This window comes from Bacillus sp. S4, assembly GCF_040838205.1.
Classification (GTDB): domain Bacteria; phylum Bacillota; class Bacilli; order Bacillales; family Bacillaceae_G; genus Bacillus_A; species Bacillus_A cereus_U.
This window is the reverse complement of the sequence record NZ_JBFPJI010000004.1, coordinates 38,932-63,140: the sequence shown is the minus strand read 5'-3', so window position 1 is coordinate 63,140 and position 24,209 is coordinate 38,932. Positions and strand designations below refer to the sequence as shown.

Here is a 24,209-nt window from a genome sequence, read left to right as displayed (position 1 = left end):
ATTTATACATATTCATTAATAATATCCAAAATAAACCTCATACAGTAAAATATAACTGATTGCATAGAAGGAGATTATTTATGTCGAGCTTACTTTGGATTTTTTATATGCCACTTCTTGTTTTATGCGGATTTTTCGGTGGTATTTTTTTAATTATTACTAGCATTAAACATCTTAAATTATTTGTGGGTTTAATGGGGCTACTTAGCCTATCTTTTGTCACACTACCTTTTGTTTTTTGGGGCATGGGGGTGAATAGCGATACGATCCTCCCTATTTCAACTACTTTATATTGGATACTGTTTTCTTTAACTGGATTATTGGCAGGATTAAATGGATTACAGGCAAAGATTAAAGGTATACGTAACATGGGATTCATTATTTTTATCGCTGGCATATTAGGGGTTATTTTCTGGGTACTTATGTCTGTAGGGGATTCATTCTATATCTAATATTTTTTAGACAGCCACAAATCGGAGGTAATACAGAAGTGTTTGGAATATTAACTTGGACTATTTTGGCTCTTACTTTGATGTTATGCGAATTCATCGTGGGCATTTTTTTAATTGTTGCTGGAATTAAATATCGAAATTTTTTTACATTCATAGCAGGATTGATTTGCATATTGCTTATCGTTGTTCCTATCATTTGTATAGGTTATGGAATAGACATAGAGCAGATGATCCCAATTTCAGGAACTTTATATTGGTGTCTCTTCTCTTTAGCTGGACTATTAGCTATTATAAGCGGAAGACAAATATCAAGTATTCGTTCTATGGGGACGATTTTGTTTATAACAGGATTATGCTCTGTGAGTGGTTATCACCTTTTATATCTCACTCTTTAAAAAGATAAAAAAGCAGGGAAATTAATTCCCTGCTTTTTTATTTCGTTTATTGCCTGATGGTAAGAAGAACGATAACACCCAAGCAATACCGGCTAATATTGTTGCAATTAAGAAGGCATCATTAATACCGTTAATTGCAGATAGCTTTGAAATTTGTCCGAATAATAGTTGCGTGCTCATCGCATCTCCTGCTTGAGCTGATCCGGCTAATGCCGCTAAGCTTTGGCCCATACCGTGTACTTTATCAACTAAAATTGGGTTTGATGTTGTTAACATGTTGCCGTAATCCGCTACGTGAGCAGTCGTTTGTTGCGTCATAAGTGTGATTAATATCGCTGTTCCAATTGAACCAGCTACTTGTCTTGACGTATTTTGCGTTGCTGTACCGTGAGAAATTAATTTCATCGGCAGTGCGTTCATACCAGCTGTCATAATTGGCATCATAATGAATGACATACCAATTGAGCGTATAATATAATCCGTCATAATAACGCTATACGGTGTATCCATCGATAACGTTGTAAATTTATATGTCGCAAATGTTGTAATGGCTAATCCGACAATTGCTAACGGACGAATACCATACTTATCAAATAGTTTACCTGCAACTGGTCCCATAATTCCCATAATTAATGATCCTGGAAGAAGTAATAAACCAGATTCCATTGGCGTAAAGCCGCGAATATTTTGCAGATATACAGGAAGTAATAACATACCTCCGAATAAGGCCATCGTTACAATCGCGTTAATTACTAATGTGAAAGTGAACGTCGGATATTTAAATACTTGTAAATCAAGCATTTTATTGTCCGTTGTTAACTCTCTCCAAATAAATACTGCTAAACCAATGACACCGATGATCATTGTTATAACAACTTCTGCACTAGTCCAGCCATTATTTCCAGCTTCACTAAATCCGTACAATAAGCTTCCTAGTCCAATACTTGAACTAATAACACCAAATACATCTAACTTTGTTTTAGACACCGGCTGTGCTAGTGTGAAGAATTTTAAAGATAAGAACGTAATAATTAAACCGATCACAAACATACCGTAGAACATTAAGTTCCAGCTATAATTTTCAATTACCCAACCTGTTATAGTTGGTCCGATAGCTGGTGCTAAAATCATCGCTACCCCTAGTAACCCCATCGCTGCTCCGCGTTTATGAGGCGGGAATAATGTCATGAAGATATTCATACCAACTGGCATTAAAATACCTGCACCGACCGCTTGAATAATGCGGCCCGTCATCATCATTGTAAAGTTACCTGATGTAGCACAAATGATAGATCCTACCGTGAAAAATAACATTGCCGCTACGAATAATTTACGATACGTAAATCGTGAAACTAAAAAGGCACTAATCGGCACTAAAATTCCGTTTACAAGCATGAAGCCTGTAATTAACCATTGGGCCGTTGAAGTTGATACGTTAAATTCGTTCATTAACGGAGGCAATGCAACATTAATGATCGTTTGATTTAAAATAGAAATGAACATACCGAGAATTAATACAGTTACAACTGCCTTTACATTCACATTCTCTACCGGCAATTGTCTCTTCAGCATTTCTTTTTCCTGTTTTACTTGCTCTTGCTTCCCTGTTTCTAATTCCACTACGTTAGAAGCTTCTGTTTCTTGTTTTTGTTCAATTTCTTTCTCTTCTGTTTCTAACTTACTTACTTCTATTTTACTTACGGCTGGGACTTGTTCTTCTCCCACGTTCGTTTTTTTCTTTCGTAAAAGACGATTTACAAGGAAGAAGACGATTATACAAAATAGTGCATATCCTACAATTGCAATTGAGGACATCTCATCTCCCCCTTACTTATGAATACGAACTGACACATTCATTCCAGGAACAATATTTACTGATTTACTATGGTCTAAAGAAATTTTAACTGGTACAACTTGCTTTACTTTCGTATAGTTCGCTGTTGCGTTACTTGATGGTAACATTGAGAATGTATTTGCTGTTGTTAATCCAACTTGTTCTACTTTTCCTGTTAACGTTGTATCTGGGTATGCATCTACATACACATCTACTGTTTGGCCTTTTTGAACATCATCAATAGTTGTTTCTTCAATGTTTGCTGTTACCCATAAGTTATTCATATCAAATGCGTAAGCAATTGGGCTACCCGCTCCAACGAACGCATTTGTTGTTGCGTTTGATTGTACAACTGTTGCATTTTGCGGAATCGTTACGTCTACTGTTTGCTCACCATTTGCTCCTGCTACAGTAACAGCACCTAATTTATCGTTCTCATTGTAGTTTTTTCCTACTTCTGCTTTCCAGTCAGTTAATTTACCCGCTATTGGTGATGCAATTGGAATTACCTTCCCGTCAATTTTTGCATTGTCTGTTTTTAAATAGTTTTCCGTTTGATTGTAATAGTAATAACCGCCGATACCGCCGCCAACTAATACAATTAATGTGATAATGTTGATAATTATCATTCTTCGAAACTGATTCATTGCATTCCTCTCCTTATATCGCATATAATTTTTTTCTAAACTATTTACATCCTTAGTGTTTATATTGTTTAATTGTTAATTATATTAACCTTTAAACAAAAAAAGCACACCTTTTACGACGCAAACTATGTTTTGTCTGCATCCTAGCGGTGCTGATTTCTAAAGGACTATCGTTTATAATTATAAATAATTATCACGAATCTACAACCAACAATTTAAATCTATATGTTGTTTAAACAACATTACACTATAAATGTGTTGTTTAAGTTTAAAAAATTAAACGAGGTGAAGTAAAAATGTCTATTAAAAATACAAATGATCCACGTGTAAAACGAACGAGACAACTCATACAGGATGCTTTTGTCGCTTTAGTAGGCGAAAAGGGCTTTGAAAATGTAACTGTGCAACATATCGCGGAACGTGCTCCTGTAAATCGTGCTACATTTTATAGCCATTACCATGATAAATATGATTTATTAGAAAAAAGCATAGAAGAAATGTTAGAAAAACTAGCTGAAGTAATTAAACCACAAAAACGAAATAAAGAAGATTTTCAGCTCACATTTGACTCACCACATCCAACCTTTTTAGCTTTATTTGAACATATAGCAGAAAATGTAAACTTCTATAACGTGATGCTTGGTGATAAAGCCGCTGGAAATTACTCTTATAAAATGATGAAAACAGTCCAAACACATTTAACATTAAGCTTATCTATTTCACAGCCTGATGATGAAGAACTCATGGTTCCTCGTGACATTCTTATTAGTTATGTTACAGGGGCTCATATCGGAATGATTATGTCATGGTTAAAAAGAGGCATGATTTATACCCCGCATTTCATGGCAATGCAATTAACTCGCTTAATTATTTTAGGCGCCCATACTGCAGCAGGATTAGAAAGACCATTTTAAAAATGGAAAAAGCGAAGGAAATTATCCTTCGCTTTTTTCTATTAATTAAATGTAATGTTATGTACAGCCTCTTTATCAAGACGTTTAATAACTTCTACAATTAATTTCACTGCGTTTTCATAATCATCACGATGTAACATCGCTGCATGAGAATGAATGTAGCGTGTCGCAATCGTAATTGCCATAGACGGAATACCATTTACAGAAATATGAATTGCTCCTGCATCCGTTCCCCCGCCCGCTACAGAATCATACTGATATGGAATTTGTAATTCATCAGCAACATCAACAACGAAATCACGTAAACCTGTATGACCAATAACAGAAGCATCATATAGAATGATCTGCGGTCCATCACCCATTTTACTTTGTGCTTCTTTTGCTGTTACACCTGGTGTATCCCCAGCAATACCAACATCTACAGCGAATGCGATATCTGGCTTAATATAGTTTGCAGATGTTTTCGCACCACGAAGACCAACTTCTTCTTGTACAGTCCCAACGCCGTATACAACGTTTGGATGCTTTTCATCTTTTAATTGTTTTAATACGTCAATTGCAATTGCACAACCAATTCGGTTATCCCATGCTTTTGCAAGTAACATCTTTTCATTCTTCATCACTTGGAATTCGAAGTACGGTACAACTTGATCTCCTGGTCTTACGCCCCACTCCATCGCTTCTTCTTGGCTAGAAGCACCAATATCGATGAACATATCTTTAATGTCAACTGGTTTTTTACGAGCTTCTGGAGGTAAAATGTGCGGTGGTTTTGAACCAATTACACCTGTTACATCTCCTTTACGCGTTACAATCGTTACGCGCTGTGCAAGCATAACTTGCGACCACCAGCCACCAACCGTTTGGAAACGAAGGAAGCCTTTGTCATCAATTTGCGTAATCATAAAGCCAACTTCATCTAAATGACCTGCAACCATAATTTTTGGGCCGTTTTCTTCCCCAACTTTTTTCGCAACTAAACTTCCTAAATTATCAGTAGAAAGTTCATCTGCAAACGGCTCAATATATTTCTTCATTACTTCACGTGGTTCACGCTCGTTACCCGCAATACCGCGTGCGTCTGTTAATTCTTTTAGCATTGTCAATGTCTCGTCTAATTTTATCATTGCCAACACCCTCCTTTTTCTTCAGTCACTTTATTATACAAAAGGAAATTGAAATATTCAAAAATTAAATTAGTATCCTTGTGTTTGACGCTGATGATTTACTTCATTTTTATCTAAATATGCTTTTTCAATTTCTTCTTGTTCAAATTCAAGCGCTTGTCCAAGGCGAAGATAGCTTGTAAATAGTTCAATATAATTCGTGATAGAAGGTTGATCTGTAAAACGAATTACTTTCGCATATGTGTCTAAGAAAATTTCCACTTGTGTTTTATTCGTTTGCGCACATTTATAGAATAAGAAGTTTTTATCAATTCCTAAATCGATTCCGATTGATAAAATAAAATGTAAACCATCTACGTATTCTTCTAATATTACTTCACGTTCTGACGCTGGTTTATTGCTCCAATATTTAAAACAACGTGTTTCATTTGCAAGTTCTCCAATTTCTACAAGAAGAGCTAACATTTTTTCTTTTAACAATTTCTTCGGTTGTAAGTCATGCTCTTTCACAATACGGTCATCTAATTCTTTTTGTAATTTAAATAGTTGTAGTAAGTCCATTCTATTGTCCTCCTCCAACATCGCATTTTCCGCAACAATGTTGTTTCATCTCAAAGTTCATTATTATTTTTCATTTCTTATTAACAAGTCAGCTACCTACATCTTTATAAAGATAGCTTGTCCTTAATTTGCAAATACGTTTCAATCATCACTCATAGATTGTTCACTTGATGAAAGTTCCATATCATCTTTCCATTATAGCAGTGTCGTTTCTGCTAGGAAAGATACACTTCTTCACGAATGAGTTCAAATAAAAAAAGTCAGGAGGATTCTCCTGACTTCATATGTATATTCTTTTATATCGCTATAGCTTTTATATTGATTTTGTCATATCGATAACGACACGCCCGTTAATCTTTCTTACTTTCATGTAAACGCCTCTTCGTTATCGTTACAAAAGTTCTTACAAGCACATCTTAATATACTAGAGAGAAATAAATCATTTAATTGTGACGACACTAAGCGGGAAATTTCACAAGTTATTGAATGGTTATAATGAATACAAATAAAAAAACCTTAGAAGAAAGATCTTCTAAGGTTTTAAACAATTAGTTAATGTTGTTTTTTGCAACTGTTGCTAATTCAGCGAAAGCTTTTTCGTCATGAACAGCTAAGTCAGCAAGCATCTTGCGGTTAACTTCGATGCCAGCATTTTTTAAACCGTGCATTAAGCGGCTGTAAGAAAGACCATTCATACGAGCTGCTGCGTTGATACGTGTAATCCATAATTTACGGAAGTCACGTTTCTTTTGACGACGGTCACGGAATGCATACATTAGAGATTTCATAACCTGTTGGTTAGCAACCTTAAATAATGTACTCTTAGAACCGTAGTAACCTTTTGCTAATTTTATAACTTTTTTACGACGTTGACGAGTAACTGTACCACCTTTTACTCTTGGCATAATATTACCTCCTAGTTTGTTCTATATATCAGCCGAACTTATTTTAAGTTGTCAAGCATTTGACGAATGCGTTTGAAGTCACCAGCGCTAACTACACCAGCTTTACGTAGTTTACGTTTAGCTTTTGTAGATTTGTTAGCGAATAAATGGCTTGTGTAAGCGTGAGAACGCTTCAGTTTACCAGATCCAGTCTTTTTGAAACGCTTTGCAGCGCCGCGATGAGTTTTTTGTTTAGGCATAGGTATTTCCTCCTCTATCTATTACTTATCGTTTTTCGGTGCTAAAACTAAGAACATACTGCGTCCTTCCATTTTAGGCTTAGATTCAATTGTACTAACTTCAGCACAAGCTTCTGAGAAGCGATCTAAAACACGTTGACCGATTTCTTTATGAGTAATGGCACGTCCTTTAAAGCGAATTGACGCTTTAACCTTGTCGCCTTTCTCTAAAAACTTGACAGCATTACGAAGTTTTGTGTTAAAGTCATGTTCATCAATTGTTGGACTTAAACGAACTTCTTTCATGCTAATTACTTTTTGATTTTTGCGCTGTTCTTTTTCTTTCTTCTGTTGCTCAAAGCGGAATTTACCGTAGTCCATAATGCGGCATACTGGCGGTTTCGCATTTGGAGCAACCAATACTAAATCAAGATTAAGACCTGCAGCTAAGTCTAAAGCGTCATTACGAGACTTGATTCCAAGTTGATCGCCGTTTGCGCCAACTAAGCGTACTTCACGTGCACGAATTTGCTCGTTAATCATCATATCCTTGCTAATAGTAAGCCACCTCCAAGGTTTTCTTAGAATACGTTTTGCAATTGTAGAACCCGAACAAAAAAAGTGCGGGCACACGGCACCCACACTTGTAATATCTTTAGTAAGAAATACATTTACCTGCTAACTGCGAATGCGTCCATCAGGTGAGAAGCGGGTGCTTCTACTTGTCAAAACCATATTCTATTATCCTTGATGAGTTTATCATAGGACATGACGTCTGTCAAGAAGACGCGATGTGTTTTACTAACAACAAGAAATATTGTAACAAACAACCAGCATACTTGCAATACTTTTTTATGATAAGTATTGTTTGGTTATTTTTTCTAGATTTTCTTTTTTATAATACATAAAAAAGCCGCGGTATACCGCGGCTCTTTCTTATCGTTTTCCTTCTACTTTAATCATGTCAACAAACGCATCTAATGCGATTGTTTCTGATTTTTGTTCACCATATTTACGTACGTTAACGCCATTTTCAGTAACTTCATTGTCACCTACTACAAGCATGTACGGAATCTTTTGCATTTGTGCTTCACGGATTTTGTAACCAATTTTCTCTTCACGAGTGTCTAATTCAACACGGATACCAGCACGTCGTAATTCATCTTGTACTTTCTTCGCATAATCTAAATGTACTTGCGGAGAAACTGGAATTACTTGTGCCTGAACTGGAGCTAACCAAGTTGGGAATGCGCCTTTGTATTCTTCAATTAAGAAGGCTACGAAACGTTCCATAGTTGATACAACACCACGGTGAATTACAACTGGACGATGTTGTTTACCGTCTTCACCAACGTAAGCTAATTCAAAGCGTTCTGGAAGTAAGAAGTCTAATTGTACAGTTGAAAGTGTTTCGTCTTTTCCAAGAGCAGTACGAACTTGAACGTCAAGTTTCGGACCATAGAATGCCGCTTCACCTTCAGCTTCATAGTAATCAAGACCCATTTCATCCATAGCTTCTTTTAACATACCTTGTGCTTTTTCCCACATCTCATCATCAGCATAATACTTTTTAGTATCTGCTGGGTCACGATAAGATAGACGGAATGAATAGTTTTCTAAACCGAAATCTTTGTACACTTCTAAAGTTAAGTTTACAACACGTTTTAATTCTTCTTTAATTTGATCTGGACGAACGAAAATGTGCGCATCATTTAAAGTCATTCCGCGTACACGTTGTAATCCAGATAATGCTCCAGACATTTCATAGCGGTGCATTGTTCCAAGTTCCGCAATACGGATTGGTAATTCACGGTAGCTGTGAATATCATTTTTATAAACCATCATATGGTGAGGGCAGTTCATTGGACGAAGAACTAACTCTTCATTATCCATTTCCATTGATGGGAACATGCCATCACGGTAATGGTTCCAGTGACCAGAAGTTTCATAAAGCTCTCTACTTCCTAATACTGGAGTGTATACGTGATCATAGCCTAAGCTTGCTTCTTTATCAACGATATAACGCTCGATAATACGGCGAATTGTTGCACCTTTTGGTAACCAAAGTGGTAAACCTTGTCCTACTTTTTGGCTATTAGTAAATAGTTTTAACTCTTTACCTAATTTACGGTGGTCGCGCTCTTTCGCTTCTTCAAGCATACGTAAGTGCTCATCTAATTCTGCTTTCTTAACGAATCCAGTACCGTAAATACGTTGTAACATTTTATTATTGCTATCGCCGCGCCAGTAAGCACCTGCAACGCTTAATAATTTAAACACTTTAATCTTCCCTGTAGATGGAAGGTGAACACCACGGCAAAGGTCGAAGAATTCGCCTTGCTCATAGATTGAAATAACTGCATCTTCTGGAAGATCGTTAATTAAATCTAATTTTAACTCATCGCCGATTTCTTCAAAGCGACGAAGTGCTTCTGCACGTGGTACTTCATGACGAACGATTTCTAAGTTTTCGTTCACGATTTTTTGCATTTCTTTTTCGATTTTCTTGAAGTCTTCAACTGTAATTGCTTCTTCCATATCAATATCGTAGTAGAAGCCATTTTCGATTACTGGACCAATGCCAAGCTCAAGCTTAACATCTTTATATAAACGTTTTAACGCTTGTGCTAAAAGGTGAGCTGTTGAGTGGCGTAAAATATATAAGCCATCTTCAGAATCTAATGTAATAATAGACACTGCACCATCTTCTTCGATTGGTGTAACAAGATCGATCATCTCATCGTTTAATTTTCCAGCCACAGCTTTTTTCTTTAAGCCTGGGCTAATAGAAGCTGCGATTTCTTCAGTTGTTACTCCTTTTGGAAACTCCTTCACAGCTCCATCAGGGAAAGTAATTTTAACTACATCTGCCATCACTGGTCACTCCTCTTTTTTTTCAAAATAAAAAACACTCATCCCATAAAAAGGGACGAGTGTTGAATTCGTGGTTCCACCCTTGTTCCAATTAACCTTATTGTTAATTGCTCAAGTTCAACATAACGGTGTTGTCCGTTAGCAATTACTAGAAAAACGTTCACTGCTAAAGTTTAGAGGTGGTAAGTAATAATCTCGTAATAGGAAGCTCACACCCTAAGGCTTCCCTCTCTGAAAATCGTAGAAAACTACCCATGTCCTCATCATAACATTTCGATATATTTCATTTATGTAGGTAATTATATGCTCAAAAACTTAGAAAATCAAGGGCGTTACCTTTATTTTTTAAATTTTTCACGTTGCGCTCAAATTCATGTAATCCATGTAGTTGCACTCGTTCCTGAAATACATTTCGCAAAGTAATAATCATATTATGATCTTGTTCTTTCGTATATAAATAAATCTTTTTCGGCGAAATAGAAAGAAGTGGTGCAATTACTTTCGTATCAATATATACATCCTGTTTCTTTAATAATTCTTCATCTATATATTGAACCAATTTATCCTGTTTTAAACGTCTACCTTTATCATCATAGAAAATAAAACTTTCATCAAAAATAAGATGCACACAGGACAAACGTGATTTCCGGCTACTTACTTGTTGGCGAAGTGTCTCAATGAACATTTGATATTCCTGCTCCATCTTATACTCATCAATTGCAACTTCAGCAAGCCTAGCTATCATTTCCCTATATGTACGAAGACGAAAACGAACGTATGATGAAAACGAGAATGAGAGCGGATCACAAAGCCAATCATTCAAAGACGACGCAATATAAGATTCAAATTTTTGACGTGTTAAATCACGAGCTACTCCTTTTCTTCTTTCCTTTAAAATCTCATGTGCCATATGCAATATTTGATGACACTCTTCTTGTTCTTCATAAAAAAACTTTTCCTTTAAAATGGTGTGAATCCATTCATTTTGTTTCACATTCATAATGAAATATAGTAATACTGGCAATAAAATCTTTTCAATATAATTCGATTCACATAATGGTATATGGATAACAACCTTTTGTTCGTTTAAATATACACTTGTTTCCTTATATAAGGATTCCGTTCTTTTCGTTAGTTGTCTGTATACGTGCACAGCATCATTTTTTTCTTCGAAGCAAATTTCAATCACTTTTGTCCCCCCTTTTATCCCCGCTCTAAAGGATTGCATCTATACGTTACAAATCCTATAAGAGTCCGATCTATGGAAGTTCACTCTTAGTAGAAACCTATCTCCCATTGTTAGAACATCCACTCGATATGGCTTGCTAATTTTATATATATTAAGGGAGGGAGAAAAAAATGATACAAGCTACTCTGAAAAAATGATTAAAATAAAGTGAAACTTTAATCAGTGGAGGTTTTGTCCATCCTCCACTGATTATTAGTTGAACCAATCGGGCTTTTACGGGCAGTTGATCTCCCACCTAACTTCTTTGCTTTACAGCCGAATTTTGAGGTGGGAGTCTTACTGCCCGCCAATAGCGGGATAAAAAAGAGCAAGCTTCTCAGCTCGCTCTTTACTTATTACGACGGTTCTTCCCGCCAATTGGGATTGGCTTCGCTAAATATTTAATTCGTTCCATAATACGGGCCGCTTTCATCTCTTCTGCTTCACCGCGCTGTGTATACGTTAAATGATGTTCCAACTGTTTGAAATCAAAATTAGATGTAAAGAACGTCGGTAAGTTTTCCAACATACGGAACTGTAAGATTGCACCGAGTACATCATCACGTACAAAACTTGACATCGCTTCTGCCCCGATATCATCTAACATTAATACTTGTACACGTTTGACAGCATCAATCTTTCCGCTAATCGAATTATCTTGAATCGAACTTTTGATTTCACGTAAAAATTCAGGGAAATATACGAGCATCGAACTAATTTTCTTTCGCGCAAGCTCATTTGCAATTGCCCCTAAAAGATACGTTTTCCCTACACCAAATTTACCGTACAAATATAAACCTTGTGCTTTTTTACCTGGTTCGTATGTGTTTAAAAATTCATTCGTTGCACCTATTGCATCAATACGTGCATCTAAATCTGAAGGATCTAATTTTTCCATAGTTGCCTGCAAAATGTCAACTGGCATATATACACTTTGAACAAGTTTTTCATATTTTTTTCTCTCATCATATGCTACTTTTCTAATACAACGATCATATTGAATATCAATCATCTTACCTTGGATGACGAGCTTCGGCTCATATCCTTGTAGCATATTTTTACATGACCCTAAATCTGGACAATCCGCACACCCTACACTTTGTCCAATATATTCATATAACTTCACAAGACTTCGTTCAATCATAGAAGTCGTTACTTCACCTTTATGTTCGTCTATAAATTCTTTCACACGAGGGTGCGCCATCACTTCTACCTTTAAGACTTCATATCTATTTTTAAAGTTTTTATTTTCCATTAATTTCGTAAATGAATTTTGAATATGCTCCATTTTCTCACCTCAAAGAGCGTTCATTTTCTTTTATTAATCACGCTTATATTTTTTCAATACTTCTTCTAATCGTTTCCGTTCATCTTCTAACGTACTTGCATCTTTTTTCGCACTTACGTCATTTTTTACAGGTTCTTTCTCTTCTTCTTTCGACTCTTCTTTAAGCCAATCTGGTACCATTTCTTTTCGCACTGTTTTCTTCGCTGTACGACCTTTTTTCTTCGTCTCAGCCCACTCTTGATATTGACGATTCTCTTCTTTCGCTAGCGCCATCGCATCGCCTACTGTACCGACCTTTTTTCGCGCCCAATGTCCAGCAATCTTCTCGACATACGTTTTAGCAAGCTTCATATCTGAGCGTAGCATAACGTAATAAATAAGTACATTCACAACCCCTGGCGTTAACTTTTGGTTTATCATTACATCCTCAACGATTTGCAAGTCCGCTTTCGTCGCCTCTGCACCGCCTGAAATCTCTTTCAATAGTTGTTTTGGCGAGATTTCCTCTAACTGCTTCATTAGCATCTCTTCTTGTGTAGATGGCTCTTTCTCTTTCATTGTACGAGCAGCATGAGGTTGCACTCTTTCACTTAATACAGGTAACGCTTGACCATTTTCGAATTGATACCAATCGCGTGCTCCCTTCCGAAGCCTTTCGATATCAATTGTTTGTATCTCTGTCACTGCGCCAAGAACGATATTTTGCATCGATAACACATCCACACCGTACACATAAGCGAGTGTAATGACACATTCTCTCACTTGATCTGTAATCGCCTTTTTAGGCACAAGCGCTGATAGTCCGTCTACAAATAAAGAGAAATCAAAGAAATCATTCCAAACTTTCGGAGCATCCCCATTCTCGTTACTTGGCATAATTGTCGTTTTCGGGATACGCAGTTCTTCTTGCGCATATTCAAACTGACCTGGGTTAAACGAATCAAATATATCGTTGAAGGAGCGCGTAACATTTTCATAAGAAGCAAAATCGAATTCTTCTTCTAAGAAATATTGTTTTACTTGGTTGTATTTTGTCCGACTCAAGCGATTATATAAAAAGATACTTAAAACAATATCATCAAAAAACTGCTTCGGAGATAAAGGTGGTTGCAATTCATATATGAACATTCGAATATCTTTTTCTTTCTTAATATATACATTTAAAAGACCAATCGCTTCTAACTTTACTCGTTCCCCATATATTTCAGGAAGTTGCATTTGCATAGTCACCATAAGGGAGTGATGTGTATTCTCTTTTCCAAACACACGATCTTGCTCTAACTCTCCCCATAGTGTCATGTATAAGCTAAAAGCTCTACTACCTATTAACGGCTGATACAACATCGTTAATACTTTCCGGTCGTAATTATGTAACAACCCTTTCGCACTTACTTTATAACGATCAATCGGCAATAGCTCCATCCATGACTGTTTTTCCATTCTTGCCTTTCCTTTCTCTCATCCAATCTAACCTACATTTCACTCGTTCTATCTTTATTATATAATTTATTAGCGAAAAAGAGCTATTAGCTTCCGCTTCTAGCTCTCTTATCTCGTTTACTTACAGTATATAAAGAGATTCCTTCTACTCTCTCTCTTTTTGCAGTATATCTTTTAATTCTTCAATAAATACATTTAAATCTTTAAATTGACGATACACAGAAGCAAAACGTACGTAAGCAACATCATCAATATCACGAAGTTCTTCCATAACAATTTCACCAATCATATCACTTTTCACTTCTGATATACCTAAGTTACGAAGTTCACGCTCCACACTTTGTGTTACTTCCTCTAACTGCCTTAAAGATACAGGTCTTTTTTCACACGCTTTAATTAAACCGCGTAAAATTTTCTCTTTATTAAACTCTTCTCGTGTTCCTTCTTTTTTAACAACGATAAGAGGTGATTCTTCTACTCTTTCAAATGTCGTAAAGCGACTTAAACAACTTTCACACTCTCTTCTTCTTCGAATAGAGCGCCCCTCGTCTACCGGACGCGAATCTAACACTCTTGTTCCATTATGAAAACAGGATGGACAACGCAATTCATTCACTCCTTTACACTATAATCTTTATTCTTTCGCTACTCACCTACATGTGAAAATATATATACAATATTATATAACTCATTCTTCTATAATGACCACTCTAAGTTATTACATATCGTGATCCTATTTTATATAAACTAAAAAAGAGGTGCATTATACACCTCTTTACATTTTAAATCAATTATGTTCTTTTTTAAAGAGCTTTTGTTTCTCTCTGCTTAATTTCGAAGCTACCAGTGCCTCGAGGAAGCTCGATGCTCTCACGCGTTTTCGCGTTTAAACCTTCTGCAATATATTCTGCAGCAACATTTGGATCAATACGATCCCCACAAGTATAAACATCAATACTTGCGTAACCGTGCTCCGGAAAGCTATGAATTGTTAAATGTGATTCCGAGATAATTACTACTCCACTTACACCTTGTGGTGCAAATTTATGAAAAGCAACCTCACGTACTTCAGCACCAGCTCTTAGTGCTGCATCCACAAATAATTGTTCAATATACGGCATGTCATTAAGCTTGTCGAAATCGCAATCCCAAAGTTCAGCGATTACGTGACGACCCATCGTATCCATAGTATCCATTCTACAGTTCCCCCTTGTAAATTTATTCTAACTGTTCGAATTGAAAACTAATTTGCAATTTGGCTTGCTCCACTACCACGGGGGAAAGTTAGTCCAGAGAGGTCCTAACCCTTTAAGTAGTGACTACGTACCTCAGCTCTTAAGTTTACGAGTGTTAGTATACTTTGTTTATTTTTATTTTGCAACAACAGTTTTTTCGATTTTCTGTCATAATTTCCTCTTTACTTTTCCCTAAAAAAAATAAATGATTCACAAATACAGTAATCACAACGTTTTTGGTCTGTCCACTATTTGAAAATATACCCATATAATTTTTTTCTTTTCAGAAAAAAATAAAAAAAGAGAGCAAATATTCACTTGCCCTCTCCCTTATTCACTTAAATATGTTGCACATTTTCTTGTTTTGCTAATTCATCAACAACTAACGTTACAAGATCTACAACACGACGAGAGTAGCCCCACTCGTTATCATACCAAGCAAGTACTTTCACTTTACGATCACCCATTACCATTGTAGATAAACCATCAATAATAGCTGAGTGTGTATTTGTATTAAAGTCGATAGACACTAAAGGCTCTTCACTAAATTCTACAATTCCTTTTAACGCACCATTTGCAACAGTTTTGAATGCTTCATTAATATCTTCAACTGTTACATCACGTTTTACGTCTACTACTAAATCAACAAGAGACACGTTTGGTGTTGGTACACGAAGTGCCATACCATGAAGTTTTCCATTTAAATGCGGAAGCACTTTTGCAAGCGCTTTCGCAGCGCCCGTCGTTGTAGGAATGATTGACTGTCCGCAAGCACGTGCTCTTCTTAAATCTTTATGTGGGTTATCAATGTTTTTTTGGTCATTTGTATAAGCGTGAACAGTTGTCATTAAACCGTTTTCAATTCCAAACTGCTCATCTAACACCTTTACAACAGGTGCTAAACAGTTTGTTGTACAAGATGCATTTGAAATAACGGTATGTTTTGTAATATCTAATTGGTCTTCGTTCACACCAACTACAATTGTTACATCTTCATTTTTACCAGGCGCTGTTAAAATAACTTTTTTCGCTCCAGCTTCAACGTGAAGAATTGCTTTTTCTTTTGAATTAAATTTACCAGTTGCTTCAATTACAACTTCAACACCTAGATCTGTCCAAGGCAATTCCTTTGGATCACGGTTGTTTAAAAGGCGAATCATTTTCCCATCTACTAATAAGTGATCTTCAAATGCTTCCACTGTTCCGGCAAACTTACCGTGTACTGTATCATATTTAATTAAATGTGCTAACGTTTCGGACGGATAGCTTGCATTGATTGCTACAATTTCGAATGCGCTTTCTTTTATTGCTTGACGAAACACCATTCTCCCAATACGTCCAAATCCATTAATTGCCACACGAGTCATAATATGTTATCCCCCTTGAATGCGTTATACTATTTATCTCAAATCCCAATATTAGTATAACACAAAAAGAAGGAATGTCACTAAGCATTTTCATTAATTTCACAATTTTTTAATCAATAATGTTCCACTTCTTTAAAATCACCTGTAATTGTGTTTTCGTTTCCATAATTGTGCCATCATTATTTATCACTTCATCTGCATTCTTCACTTTTTCTTCTAATGGCATTTGAGATTGAATACGCACCGTTGCTTCTTCTTCTGAAAAGTTATTTCGTTTCATTAAACGGTCTAATTGTGTATTCGGCTTAACCGCTACAACTAAAACGCGATCAACGAGACTCGTTAATTTACTTTCAAATAAAAGAGGAATATCTAACACAACCGCTTGCACACCTTCTTTTATGTACATTTCCTTTTGCATATTCATTTCCTCACGCACTGCCGGATGAACAATTTTATTTAACTGCAATCGTTTTTCTTCATTATAGAAAACGACACTTCCAAGCTTCGGGCGATCCAGCTCCCCATCTTCTTGTAACACTTCCGTTCCAAACACCTCTACAATTTTGTTATATGCTGGTTTTCCTCGTTCTACAACTTCTCGCGCAATAATATCTGCATCAATAACCGGTATACTCATTTCACGAAACATTTCTGATACCGTACTTTTTCCGCTTGCAATGCCTCCTGTTAATCCAATTATTACTGTCATAATAATCCTCCTCATAATATCAAAGGCGCGAAACTAATGTTCCACGCCCATACTTACATTTTCCAAATTCCAATAATAATGAGTAATACTCCAGGCAGGAATGTAAATTTTTGTAACCATTTCATATTCGATAAAACCGTACCAAGCTTCATTCCAATAAATAAAAATAAAGAACTCATAACCGCGACTAATATCGCCATCATCGCCGGTGCATAACCTAATAAAGATGCACCGATTCCAGCACCAAACGAATCTACAGAAAGAGCGATGCCGAGAAGTAGCGCTTCTCCTGCAGAAATAGTTCCTGATTTATCAAAATCGGCAACAGTCGGCTTCCGCAAAATTTGAATCACTAACCCTAGAGAAGCAATTTCTAGTTTCCAAACCTTCTCTTCTTGCTTCGGTTCTTCTTTTTTATCACTTCGAAAAAATTGGTATAATACCCAAATCCCGATTCCAATAAGAACAAACCCACCGATACGCGTTGCGATAACAGGTGAAAATATTTTCGCGATCATATGTCCAATTCCCATGGAAACGAGCATGACAGCCGCTGAACAGATTCCGATAATTATAATTGATTTTAGTGGAATTCTTACACTTCTTAATCCGTATGTTAGCCCCACACTACAGCTATCTAAGCTTAATGTAAAAGCTAATAAAATAAGAGACAAATAAAGATACATCGGTAAGCTCCTCCCTTATACATAGCTCTGCTCTATGTATATGACAAATGCCTATCCGATGTTATCCCTTTTCTATATTCTAGGCTGACAAATTGGGCAGTAATGCGTTCCCCTTCCGCCAACAACTGTTTTTTCTAATAGCGTACCGCAAGTCACACACGGTTCTCCCTTTTTTCCATATACATTTAGAAGTTCCTGGAACGAACCAATTTGTCCTTGCGAATTAATATACGTTCTAATTGTACTTCCGCCACGCTTAACCGCTTCACCCAGCGTTGTAACAGTCGCCTCATAAATTCTTTCTACTTCTTCTTCTGTTAAAGATGCAGCTTCTCGTTCTGGATGAATTTGCGAACGGAATAATACTTCATCTACATATATATTTCCAAGCCCTACTAAAAGACGCTGATCTAATAATACAACTTTTATTTTGCGATTTGTCTTTTGCAATCTCTCTTGCAAATACTTCGGTGTCAATTCAGCATCAAATGGCTCCGGTCCTAAGTCAGCAAGGGGCATTTGATTCAATTCTTCACCTTTCTTAAAGAGATGCATCGTACCAAACTTTCTCACATCTTTATAATGTAATTCAGTTCCATCTGTAAATAAGAAACGGACATGCGTATGTTTATCAATCGGCTCACCCTCTTGATGCAGTAAAAACTTACCTTCCATACGCAAATGTGAAACAATGACATAATTCGTTACATATAAAAGCAAAAACTTTCCTCTTCGCTTGATATTTTCAATTGTCTCGCCTCTTAGCATTCCTTTAAAGATTTCCGCATCATCTGGGCGTTTTACTATTTTAGGATAGGTAACGATGACATCTTCAATCGTTTTTCCCGTCACAAGATTTTCAAGCGTCCGTCTAACATTTTCAACCTCTGGTAATTCAGGCATTTCATCACTTCCTTATTTCGCGTCGTACCAAGTTGGACCGTAAGAATAATCAACTTTTAATGGAACTGCTAGTTCAATTGCATGCTCCATTACTTCAGGTACAAGCTTCTCTAATTTTTCCACTTCTTCTTTTGGCGCTTCAAAGATCAATTCATCGTGTACTTGCAGAAGTAAGCGAGCTTGTAGGCCTTCTTCTTCTAAGCGATCCGCCATAATAATCATAGCCTTTTTAATAATATCCGCCGCACTACCTTGAATTGGTGTATTCATTGCTGTACGCTCTGCAAAGCTACGTAAATTAAAGTTACGGCTCGTAATTTCTGGAATGTAACGACGGCGATTTAATAACGTTGAAACATATCCTTTTTGCTTCGCATCTTTTACAATGTCAGCCATATATTCTTGTACTCCAGGGAAACTTTCTAAATACCTTTCAATAAATTCCCCTGCCGCTTTTCTCGTGATTCCTAAGTTTTGTGAAAGGCCGTAATCACTAATACCGTATACAATGCCGAAGTTTACAGCTTTTGCTTGTCGTCTCATATTAGATGTCACTTCATCTTTTCCAACACCGAATACATCCATAGCTGTTTTCGTATGAATATCCATGTCATGTTGGAACGCTTCAACTAAACCTTCATCTTTTGCAATGTGAGCAAGCACACGAAGTTCAATTTGTGAATAATCGGCCGCGTACATAATCCATCCTTCTTCTGAAGGAATAAACGCCTGACGAATCTTCCTTCCCTCTTCTAAGCGAATCGGGATATTTTGCAAGTTTGGTTCCGTTGAACTTAGTCGTCCTGTTTGCGTTAACACTTGGTTAAAGCGAGTATGAATTTTAGATGAATCGTCATGTACAACTTTTAGTAACCCTTCAATATATGTAGAGTTTAGTTTCCCTAATTGACGGTAGTGTAAAATCTTCGGAATGATTGCATGATGATCCATAAGCTTGTCTAGTACATCAGCAGATGTAGAATAACCTGTTTTCGTCTTTTTAATAACAGGTAAATTTAAGTTTTCAAACAGAATAACCCCAAGTTGCTTCGGTGAATTAATATTAAATTCCGTTCCTGCAAGCTCATAAATCTCTTGTTCCATTTCCTTTAATCTACCCGCAAGCTCTTCTCCCATATTACGAAGACGATTCGTATCAACTGTAACACCTTTCACTTCCATGTCAGCTAATACACGAGCAAGAGGTAATTCTAACTCTGTAAATAGTTCATATTGCTCATTCTTTTCTAATTCTTTCTCGAATGTTTGCTTCACATCATATAATACATGCACTTTACGAGCGACATGCTCAGCTACTACCTCTTGCTCCGGAACAGCACGTTTCGCACCTTTCCCGTACACTTCTTCGTCAGATTTTACCGCATGTGTTTCTTTCATTTTCGCAACAGCACGGAAATCTTTATCGGTATCAGCTGGATCAAGTAAATAAGCGGCAATTAATAAATCAAAGTCAATCCCTTGAATATCTACACCTTTCCACTTTAGGGCAACGATAGCACGCTTCGCATCAAATGTATGTTTTCTCATTTCTCCATTTGCAAGCCACTCTTTAAAAGCATCCGATTTAAGAGCAACATCGGCCGGAATGAAGTAACAACCATTTTCATTTTGAATACCAAAACCTTGAATATCGGCTTTATGATAGTTATCTTCTTGCACTTCAACAATAAGCGCACTATCTTGCTGAAGCATTTCTTCTGTAACTTCTTCTACAATATCAAATGTAATATCATCTAATTCAGCTGGAGCCGTTTCCTCCGGCGTAACACCTAATTTATTTAAAAGGGATGTAAATCCTAAATTCTCGAACATCGGAATCAAATCGCTTGGTTCATACCCTTTATATGCCATATCATCTACATGCACAGTAATCGGTGCGTCTGTAATAATAGTCGCAAGTTCTTTACTCATAAGAGCTTGTTCTTTATTCGCTTCTAACTTTTCTTTTAATTTCTTTCCACTCACTTGATCTAAGTTTTCATATACTGCTTCTACCGTTTCAAATTGCGTTAATAATTTAATGGCTGTCTTCTCACCAACACCTGGTACACCTGGAATGTTATCTGATTGGTCTCCCATTAAACCTTTCATATCGATAATTTGCTTTGGTGATAAGCTATATTTCTCAAATAAAGCTTCTTTCGTATATTCATCTACTTCTGTAATCCCTTTGCGAGGAATACATACGAGTGTATTATCTGAAACAAGTTGCAGTAAGTCTTTATCTCCTGAAATAACTTTCACATGAAACCCTTGCTCACTCGCTTCTTTCGCTAAAGTCCCCATAATGTCATCCGCTTCATAATTTTCTAATTCATAGCGCGGAACATTGAATGCATCAAGCATCTCACGAATAAACGGGAATTGCTCTGATAGCTCAGGTGGCGTCTTTTGACGCCCTCCCTTATAATCACTATACGTTTTATGACGGAACGTTGTTTTCCCCGCATCAAACGCCACAAGCATGTGCGTCGGTTTTTCTTCCTCTAATATTCTCATTAACATCATCGTAAAACCATAAATTGCGTTCGTATGTATACCTTTGTCGTTATTTAAAAGCGGTAGTGCAAAGAAAGCACGATACGCGATATTATTACCATCTACTAATACGACTTTTTTTTCCAAACTACAAACCTCCCCATACAAATTTGAAACGATTTTCCCACAGAAAAAAAACCGTTCCTATCCTCTCTCTATATTAACATGACTAATAGAGAGAAGAAAAATAACGGTTTTTTTCTATCATATATAAACAGACTTACATTGGCATAAAAGGGAAGTGACGAGAATAGCATAACTACTCTCGTCCAAAATTACTCCTTGGATGAAGGGGTTTTCATATATTATATTAACAGAGCTTTATTAATATTTAATTAAGCCATTGTTAATATATTGTAAATATCCTTCATCCTATTTTTCAGTAGCTGATTTTGGTAAAACAACTGTAAATGTTGTACCTTCTCCAACCTCACTATCCACTGTAATCGTACCTTGATGTGCTTCAACTAAATGCTTTACAATTGATAAACCAAGACCCGTTCCACCCGTATTTCTACTTCTCGCTTTATCAACTCGATAAAAACGTTCAAATATACGAGGGATTTCTTCTTTACTAATACCAATTCCAGTATCCGACACTTTTATATACGCATTATATTTATCCTCTAATAATTCAACTGAAACAACGCCTCCAGCCGGCGTATATACGATTGCATTATTAATTAAATTAATAAAGATTTGTTTTAAGCGGCTCGGATCTCCAATAACGGAAACTCGTTTCAATACATTCACTTGTAAAGAGATTTCTTTTTCACCCGCTTTATTATCAAGCACCATGTGAATGTCTTCAAGAAGCCCCTTCATATCAACCGTACCCATATTTAATCTAAACCCTTGCTGCTCGATTTTTGACAAATCTAATAAATCTTCAATTAATCCTTGCATACGCTCACTTTCTTTTAAAATGATATGCAAGAAATGTTCGCAGAATTTTTTATTATCCATCGCTCCGTCCAAGAGTGTTTCTGAAAAACCTTTAATAGAAGTAATCGGTGTCTTCAATTCATGAGAAACATTCGCTAAAAAGTCTTTTCTCATTTGTTCTAATTTCTTTAACTCTGTAATGTCATGGAATACGAGAACAATCCCTTTCCACTCATGGTTTGTCCCAATAATTGGCGCTCCGTATACTTCGAAATGCTTGCGCTCAATACCTAGCGGCAATAACATTTGTTTACGCACTTTCACTTCTGTCATAAAAATTTCTTCCACAAGCTCAATAATTTCCGTATGGTGAAACGATTCATAATATAAACGGTCTAAATATTCTTCATCTGTTACGTGGAAAGTCTCCTTATAAGAACGGTTTACAAGGTTTATATAACCACGGCTATCAATTAAAATCATTCCGCTTCCCATATTTTCAATTAATGTGTGCAAACGATCTTGTTGCATTTCTTGTTCGAGTGTCATCTCTTGTAAATTACGAGCTAAAATATTAATTGCTTTACTCAGCATTCCTGTTTCATCCGAATGACTTTCATATGCACGCGCTTTATAATTACCCTTCGCTAATTCAATCGCAACTTTCGTAACTGATTCAATCGGCCTAATATATTGTCCTGTAATTTTGACACCTAAGAATACAACTACGAGACAAGCAATGACAAATCCGATAATTAATAATCCCCACGTTTTTTGGTGAACGTCCCTCAAAGTATCAATTGTACTTTTCACCAAAATGTATCCTTGTTTCCCTTCTACATCCTGGACGAACACAGCATGATAAAATTCATTCTTTTGATCTGTTTCTTTCGTAATGACTTTATTTTTTTGTTTTCCTGCTTCAGAAGAAAGTTCTTTAATCATCTCTTGACTAAATGCAGATTGTTTCCCTCCGCTATATTGAACTTTCTTTTTTTCATCCACAAATATAATAGAAGCTGGTATTTGTTCTTCTAACTTTTCAAATACATATGGCTTTTTTAAAACAGAATCAAACCCTTGCTCCTCTGCTAATACAGCAACATACCTTGTCTCTTTTACCATTCTTTCTTTAGCATGATCTATATAGTAATTTTCAAATACGGTTTCTAATAATACACCTAGTCCAACTAAAATAAAAACGATAAGAGAAACAAAAGTAAAAAGAAGCCTGGAACGAAATTTATTCATCCCCTTTTGGCTCCTCTAATTTATAACCTAAACCACGTATCGTTTTAATGTACGTCGGTTTTTTCGTATTTTGTTCAATTTTATCGCGCAAATGGCTAATATGGACATCAACAATTCTTGTATCACCGGCAAAATCATAATTCCATACAGCACTCAATAATTGGTCACGAGTTAATACACGACTTTTATTTTTTGCAAGATAAACAAGTAACTCAAATTCTTTCGGTGTTAGTTCCAGTTTCCTACCTTGGAAGTACGCTTCATAAAACTCCGGTAAAATTTTAAGCTCTGCAATTATGATACTATCTTCATCTGGCGTTTCCGAAACCTTTTCTTCTTGCTGTAATTTCGTGCGGCGCAAAATCGCTTTCACACGAGCAACAACTTCCCTTGGGCTAAACGGCTTCGTCATATAATCATCAGCCCCAAGCTCAAGACCTAGCACCTTATCAAATTCATCATCTTTTGCTGTTAGCATTAAAATCGGCGTCATAACACGCTGCAATCGTAATTCTTTACAAACTTCCATACCATCCATTTTTGGAAGCATTAAATCTAATATAATTAAATCTGGGCGTTCTGTTGTCGCTTTTTGAAGCGCCATTTCTCCATCCATCGCTGTTATAACTTCAAACCCAGCTTGTTGTAAATTAAATTCAATTAAAGTTAAGATAAATTCCTCATCATCAACTACTAAAATACGATTGTTCATTCTTTTCCTCCAAGTT

General features: G+C 36.3%; 23 protein-coding genes and 2 other annotated features. Of the genes, 3 read left to right on the top strand and 20 right to left on the bottom strand.

Annotation, left to right across the window (positions count from 1 at the left end):
• Positions 1-80 precede the first annotated feature (80 nt).
• Both AB3X48_RS01285 and AB3X48_RS01280 read left to right on the top strand, forming a co-directional pair.
• Positions 81-452, top strand: a complete 372-nt coding sequence (locus AB3X48_RS01285) for a hypothetical protein (RefSeq protein ID WP_016106315.1) — start codon at positions 81-83, stop codon at positions 450-452.
• A 38-nt stretch (positions 453-490) separates the two neighbouring features.
• Entirely contained in the window at positions 491-847 is a 357-nt protein-coding gene (locus tag AB3X48_RS01280; protein WP_016106316.1) for a hypothetical protein, read from the top strand.
• Positions 848-868: 21 nt separating this feature from the next.
• Here the strand turns inward: AB3X48_RS01280 and AB3X48_RS01275 are convergent, their stop codons facing one another.
• Positions 869-2,662, bottom strand: a complete 1,794-nt coding sequence (locus tag AB3X48_RS01275; protein ID WP_016106317.1) for a DHA2 family efflux MFS transporter permease subunit — start codon at positions 2,660-2,662, stop codon at positions 869-871.
• 12 nt (positions 2,663-2,674) lie between these two features.
• Positions 2,675-3,328, bottom strand: coding sequence for an HlyD family secretion protein (locus AB3X48_RS01270; protein ID WP_016106318.1), 654 nt, complete (start codon positions 3,326-3,328; stop codon positions 2,675-2,677).
• A gap of 296 nt (positions 3,329-3,624) precedes the next feature.
• Between AB3X48_RS01270 and AB3X48_RS01265 the strand changes: the two genes are divergently transcribed.
• The gene (locus AB3X48_RS01265) at positions 3,625-4,242 is read left to right on the top strand and encodes a TetR/AcrR family transcriptional regulator (protein WP_002067422.1); all 618 of its coding nucleotides are present in this window, start codon (positions 3,625-3,627) and stop codon (positions 4,240-4,242) included.
• 41 nt (positions 4,243-4,283) lie between these two features.
• Here AB3X48_RS01265 and AB3X48_RS01260 read toward each other — a convergent pair whose 3' ends face one another.
• The 18 genes from AB3X48_RS01260 to phoP all read right to left on the bottom strand — a co-directional run bounded on the left by AB3X48_RS01260 (position 4,284) and on the right by phoP (position 24,193).
• Positions 4,284-5,369, bottom strand: a complete 1,086-nt coding sequence (locus tag AB3X48_RS01260) for a M42 family metallopeptidase (protein WP_016106319.1) — start codon at positions 5,367-5,369, stop codon at positions 4,284-4,286.
• Positions 5,370-5,438: 69 nt separating this feature from the next.
• Complete coding sequence (locus AB3X48_RS01255) at positions 5,439-5,930, bottom strand: dUTP diphosphatase (RefSeq protein ID WP_000365057.1); 492 nt, start codon at positions 5,928-5,930, stop codon at positions 5,439-5,441.
• Between the two features lie 548 nt (positions 5,931-6,478).
• Positions 6,479-6,835 (bottom strand): 50S ribosomal protein L20, encoded by a 357-nt coding sequence (gene rplT / locus AB3X48_RS01250; RefSeq protein WP_001138364.1) that lies wholly within the window; start codon positions 6,833-6,835, stop codon positions 6,479-6,481.
• Positions 6,836-6,873: 38 nt separating this feature from the next.
• Positions 6,874-7,074: a 50S ribosomal protein L35 gene (gene rpmI, locus AB3X48_RS01245; protein WP_001125945.1), complete on the bottom strand. Its 201-nt coding sequence runs from the start codon at positions 7,072-7,074 to the stop codon at positions 6,874-6,876.
• 21 nt (positions 7,075-7,095) lie between these two features.
• The gene (gene infC, locus AB3X48_RS01240; protein ID WP_002015470.1) at positions 7,096-7,599 is read right to left on the bottom strand and encodes a translation initiation factor IF-3; all 504 of its coding nucleotides are present in this window, start codon (positions 7,597-7,599) and stop codon (positions 7,096-7,098) included.
• Positions 7,600-7,662: 63 nt separating this feature from the next.
• Positions 7,663-7,783, bottom strand: a sequence feature (ribosomal protein L20 leader region).
• A gap of 206 nt (positions 7,784-7,989) precedes the next feature.
• Positions 7,990-9,927 (bottom strand): threonine--tRNA ligase, encoded by a 1,938-nt coding sequence (gene thrS / locus AB3X48_RS01235; protein ID WP_002160268.1) that lies wholly within the window; start codon positions 9,925-9,927, stop codon positions 7,990-7,992.
• A gap of 48 nt (positions 9,928-9,975) precedes the next feature.
• Positions 9,976-10,203 (bottom strand) — a binding site (T-box leader).
• A 31-nt stretch (positions 10,204-10,234) separates the two neighbouring features.
• Positions 10,235-11,116: a putative sporulation protein YtxC gene (gene ytxC / locus AB3X48_RS01230; protein ID WP_002112187.1), complete on the bottom strand. Its 882-nt coding sequence runs from the start codon at positions 11,114-11,116 to the stop codon at positions 10,235-10,237.
• A gap of 388 nt (positions 11,117-11,504) precedes the next feature.
• Complete coding sequence (gene dnaI / locus AB3X48_RS01225; protein WP_199715231.1) at positions 11,505-12,443, bottom strand: primosomal protein DnaI; 939 nt, start codon at positions 12,441-12,443, stop codon at positions 11,505-11,507.
• A gap of 33 nt (positions 12,444-12,476) precedes the next feature.
• Positions 12,477-13,883 carry a replication initiation and membrane attachment family protein gene (locus AB3X48_RS01220; protein ID WP_016106320.1) on the bottom strand — a complete coding sequence of 469 codons (1,407 nt, stop codon included), beginning with the start codon at positions 13,881-13,883 and terminating at the stop codon, positions 12,477-12,479.
• Positions 13,884-14,028: 145 nt separating this feature from the next.
• Entirely contained in the window at positions 14,029-14,490 is a 462-nt protein-coding gene (gene nrdR / locus AB3X48_RS01215) for a transcriptional regulator NrdR (RefSeq protein ID WP_001203686.1), read from the bottom strand.
• 196 nt (positions 14,491-14,686) lie between these two features.
• Entirely contained in the window at positions 14,687-15,070 is a 384-nt protein-coding gene (gene speD / locus AB3X48_RS01210) for an adenosylmethionine decarboxylase (protein ID WP_002003660.1), read from the bottom strand.
• Between the two features lie 386 nt (positions 15,071-15,456).
• Positions 15,457-16,485, bottom strand: a complete 1,029-nt coding sequence (locus AB3X48_RS01205; RefSeq protein WP_002112190.1) for a glyceraldehyde-3-phosphate dehydrogenase — start codon at positions 16,483-16,485, stop codon at positions 15,457-15,459.
• A gap of 109 nt (positions 16,486-16,594) precedes the next feature.
• Positions 16,595-17,197, bottom strand: coding sequence for a dephospho-CoA kinase (gene coaE, locus AB3X48_RS01200; RefSeq protein WP_016106321.1), 603 nt, complete (start codon positions 17,195-17,197; stop codon positions 16,595-16,597).
• A gap of 53 nt (positions 17,198-17,250) precedes the next feature.
• The gene (gene ytaF, locus AB3X48_RS01195; RefSeq protein ID WP_016106322.1) at positions 17,251-17,883 is read right to left on the bottom strand and encodes a sporulation membrane protein YtaF; all 633 of its coding nucleotides are present in this window, start codon (positions 17,881-17,883) and stop codon (positions 17,251-17,253) included.
• 72 nt (positions 17,884-17,955) lie between these two features.
• Complete coding sequence (gene mutM, locus AB3X48_RS01190) at positions 17,956-18,786, bottom strand: DNA-formamidopyrimidine glycosylase (protein WP_016106323.1); 831 nt, start codon at positions 18,784-18,786, stop codon at positions 17,956-17,958.
• A 12-nt stretch (positions 18,787-18,798) separates the two neighbouring features.
• On the bottom strand, positions 18,799-21,432 hold the full coding sequence (polA, locus tag AB3X48_RS01185) for a DNA polymerase I (protein ID WP_016106324.1): 2,634 nt from the start codon (positions 21,430-21,432) through the stop codon (positions 18,799-18,801).
• Positions 21,433-21,717: 285 nt separating this feature from the next.
• Positions 21,718-23,481, bottom strand: a complete 1,764-nt coding sequence (phoR, locus tag AB3X48_RS01180; RefSeq protein WP_002112194.1) for a sensory box histidine kinase PhoR — start codon at positions 23,479-23,481, stop codon at positions 21,718-21,720.
• A complete protein-coding gene (gene phoP, locus AB3X48_RS01175; protein ID WP_002112195.1) occupies positions 23,474-24,193 on the bottom strand; it encodes a two-component system response regulator PhoP in 720 nt (239 codons plus the stop codon). Before phoP ends, phoR begins: the two co-directional genes overlap by 8 nt.
• Positions 24,194-24,209 lie beyond the last annotated feature (16 nt).

What these genes read in the sequence shown, in the direction of transcription:
- AB3X48_RS01260 (WP_016106319.1), bottom strand. Translation starts at nt 5,369, where the DNA reads ATGATAAAATTAGACGAGACATTGACAATGCTAAAAGAATTAACAGAC.
- rplT (WP_001138364.1), bottom strand. Translation starts at nt 6,835, where the DNA reads ATGCCAAGAGTAAAAGGTGGTACAGTTACTCGTCAACGTCGTAAAAAA.
- speD (WP_002003660.1), bottom strand. Translation starts at nt 15,070, where the DNA reads ATGGATACGATGGGTCGTCACGTAATCGCTGAACTTTGGGATTGCGAT.
- AB3X48_RS01220 (WP_016106320.1), bottom strand. Translation starts at nt 13,883, where the DNA reads ATGGAAAAACAGTCATGGATGGAGCTATTGCCGATTGATCGTTATAAA.
- phoP (WP_002112195.1), bottom strand. Translation starts at nt 24,193, where the DNA reads ATGAACAATCGTATTTTAGTAGTTGATGATGAGGAATTTATCTTAACT.
- AB3X48_RS01205 (WP_002112190.1), bottom strand. Translation starts at nt 16,485, where the DNA reads ATGACTCGTGTGGCAATTAATGGATTTGGACGTATTGGGAGAATGGTG.
- rpmI (WP_001125945.1), bottom strand. Translation starts at nt 7,074, where the DNA reads ATGCCTAAACAAAAAACTCATCGCGGCGCTGCAAAGCGTTTCAAAAAG.
- AB3X48_RS01255 (WP_000365057.1), bottom strand. Translation starts at nt 5,930, where the DNA reads ATGGACTTACTACAACTATTTAAATTACAAAAAGAATTAGATGACCGT.
- dnaI (WP_199715231.1), bottom strand. Translation starts at nt 12,443, where the DNA reads ATGGAGCATATTCAAAATTCATTTACGAAATTAATGGAAAATAAAAAC.
- ytaF (WP_016106322.1), bottom strand. Translation starts at nt 17,883, where the DNA reads ATGTATCTTTATTTGTCTCTTATTTTATTAGCTTTTACATTAAGCTTA.
- coaE (WP_016106321.1), bottom strand. Translation starts at nt 17,197, where the DNA reads ATGACAGTAATAATTGGATTAACAGGAGGCATTGCAAGCGGAAAAAGT.
- AB3X48_RS01265 (WP_002067422.1), top strand. Translation starts at nt 3,625, where the DNA reads ATGTCTATTAAAAATACAAATGATCCACGTGTAAAACGAACGAGACAA.
- AB3X48_RS01285 (WP_016106315.1), top strand. Translation starts at nt 81, where the DNA reads ATGTCGAGCTTACTTTGGATTTTTTATATGCCACTTCTTGTTTTATGC.
- mutM (WP_016106323.1), bottom strand. Translation starts at nt 18,786, where the DNA reads ATGCCTGAATTACCAGAGGTTGAAAATGTTAGACGGACGCTTGAAAAT.
- infC (WP_002015470.1), bottom strand. Translation starts at nt 7,599, where the DNA reads ATGATGATTAACGAGCAAATTCGTGCACGTGAAGTACGCTTAGTTGGC.
- phoR (WP_002112194.1), bottom strand. Translation starts at nt 23,481, where the DNA reads ATGAATAAATTTCGTTCCAGGCTTCTTTTTACTTTTGTTTCTCTTATC.
- thrS (WP_002160268.1), bottom strand. Translation starts at nt 9,927, where the DNA reads ATGGCAGATGTAGTTAAAATTACTTTCCCTGATGGAGCTGTGAAGGAG.
- AB3X48_RS01270 (WP_016106318.1), bottom strand. Translation starts at nt 3,328, where the DNA reads ATGAATCAGTTTCGAAGAATGATAATTATCAACATTATCACATTAATT.
- AB3X48_RS01275 (WP_016106317.1), bottom strand. Translation starts at nt 2,662, where the DNA reads ATGTCCTCAATTGCAATTGTAGGATATGCACTATTTTGTATAATCGTC.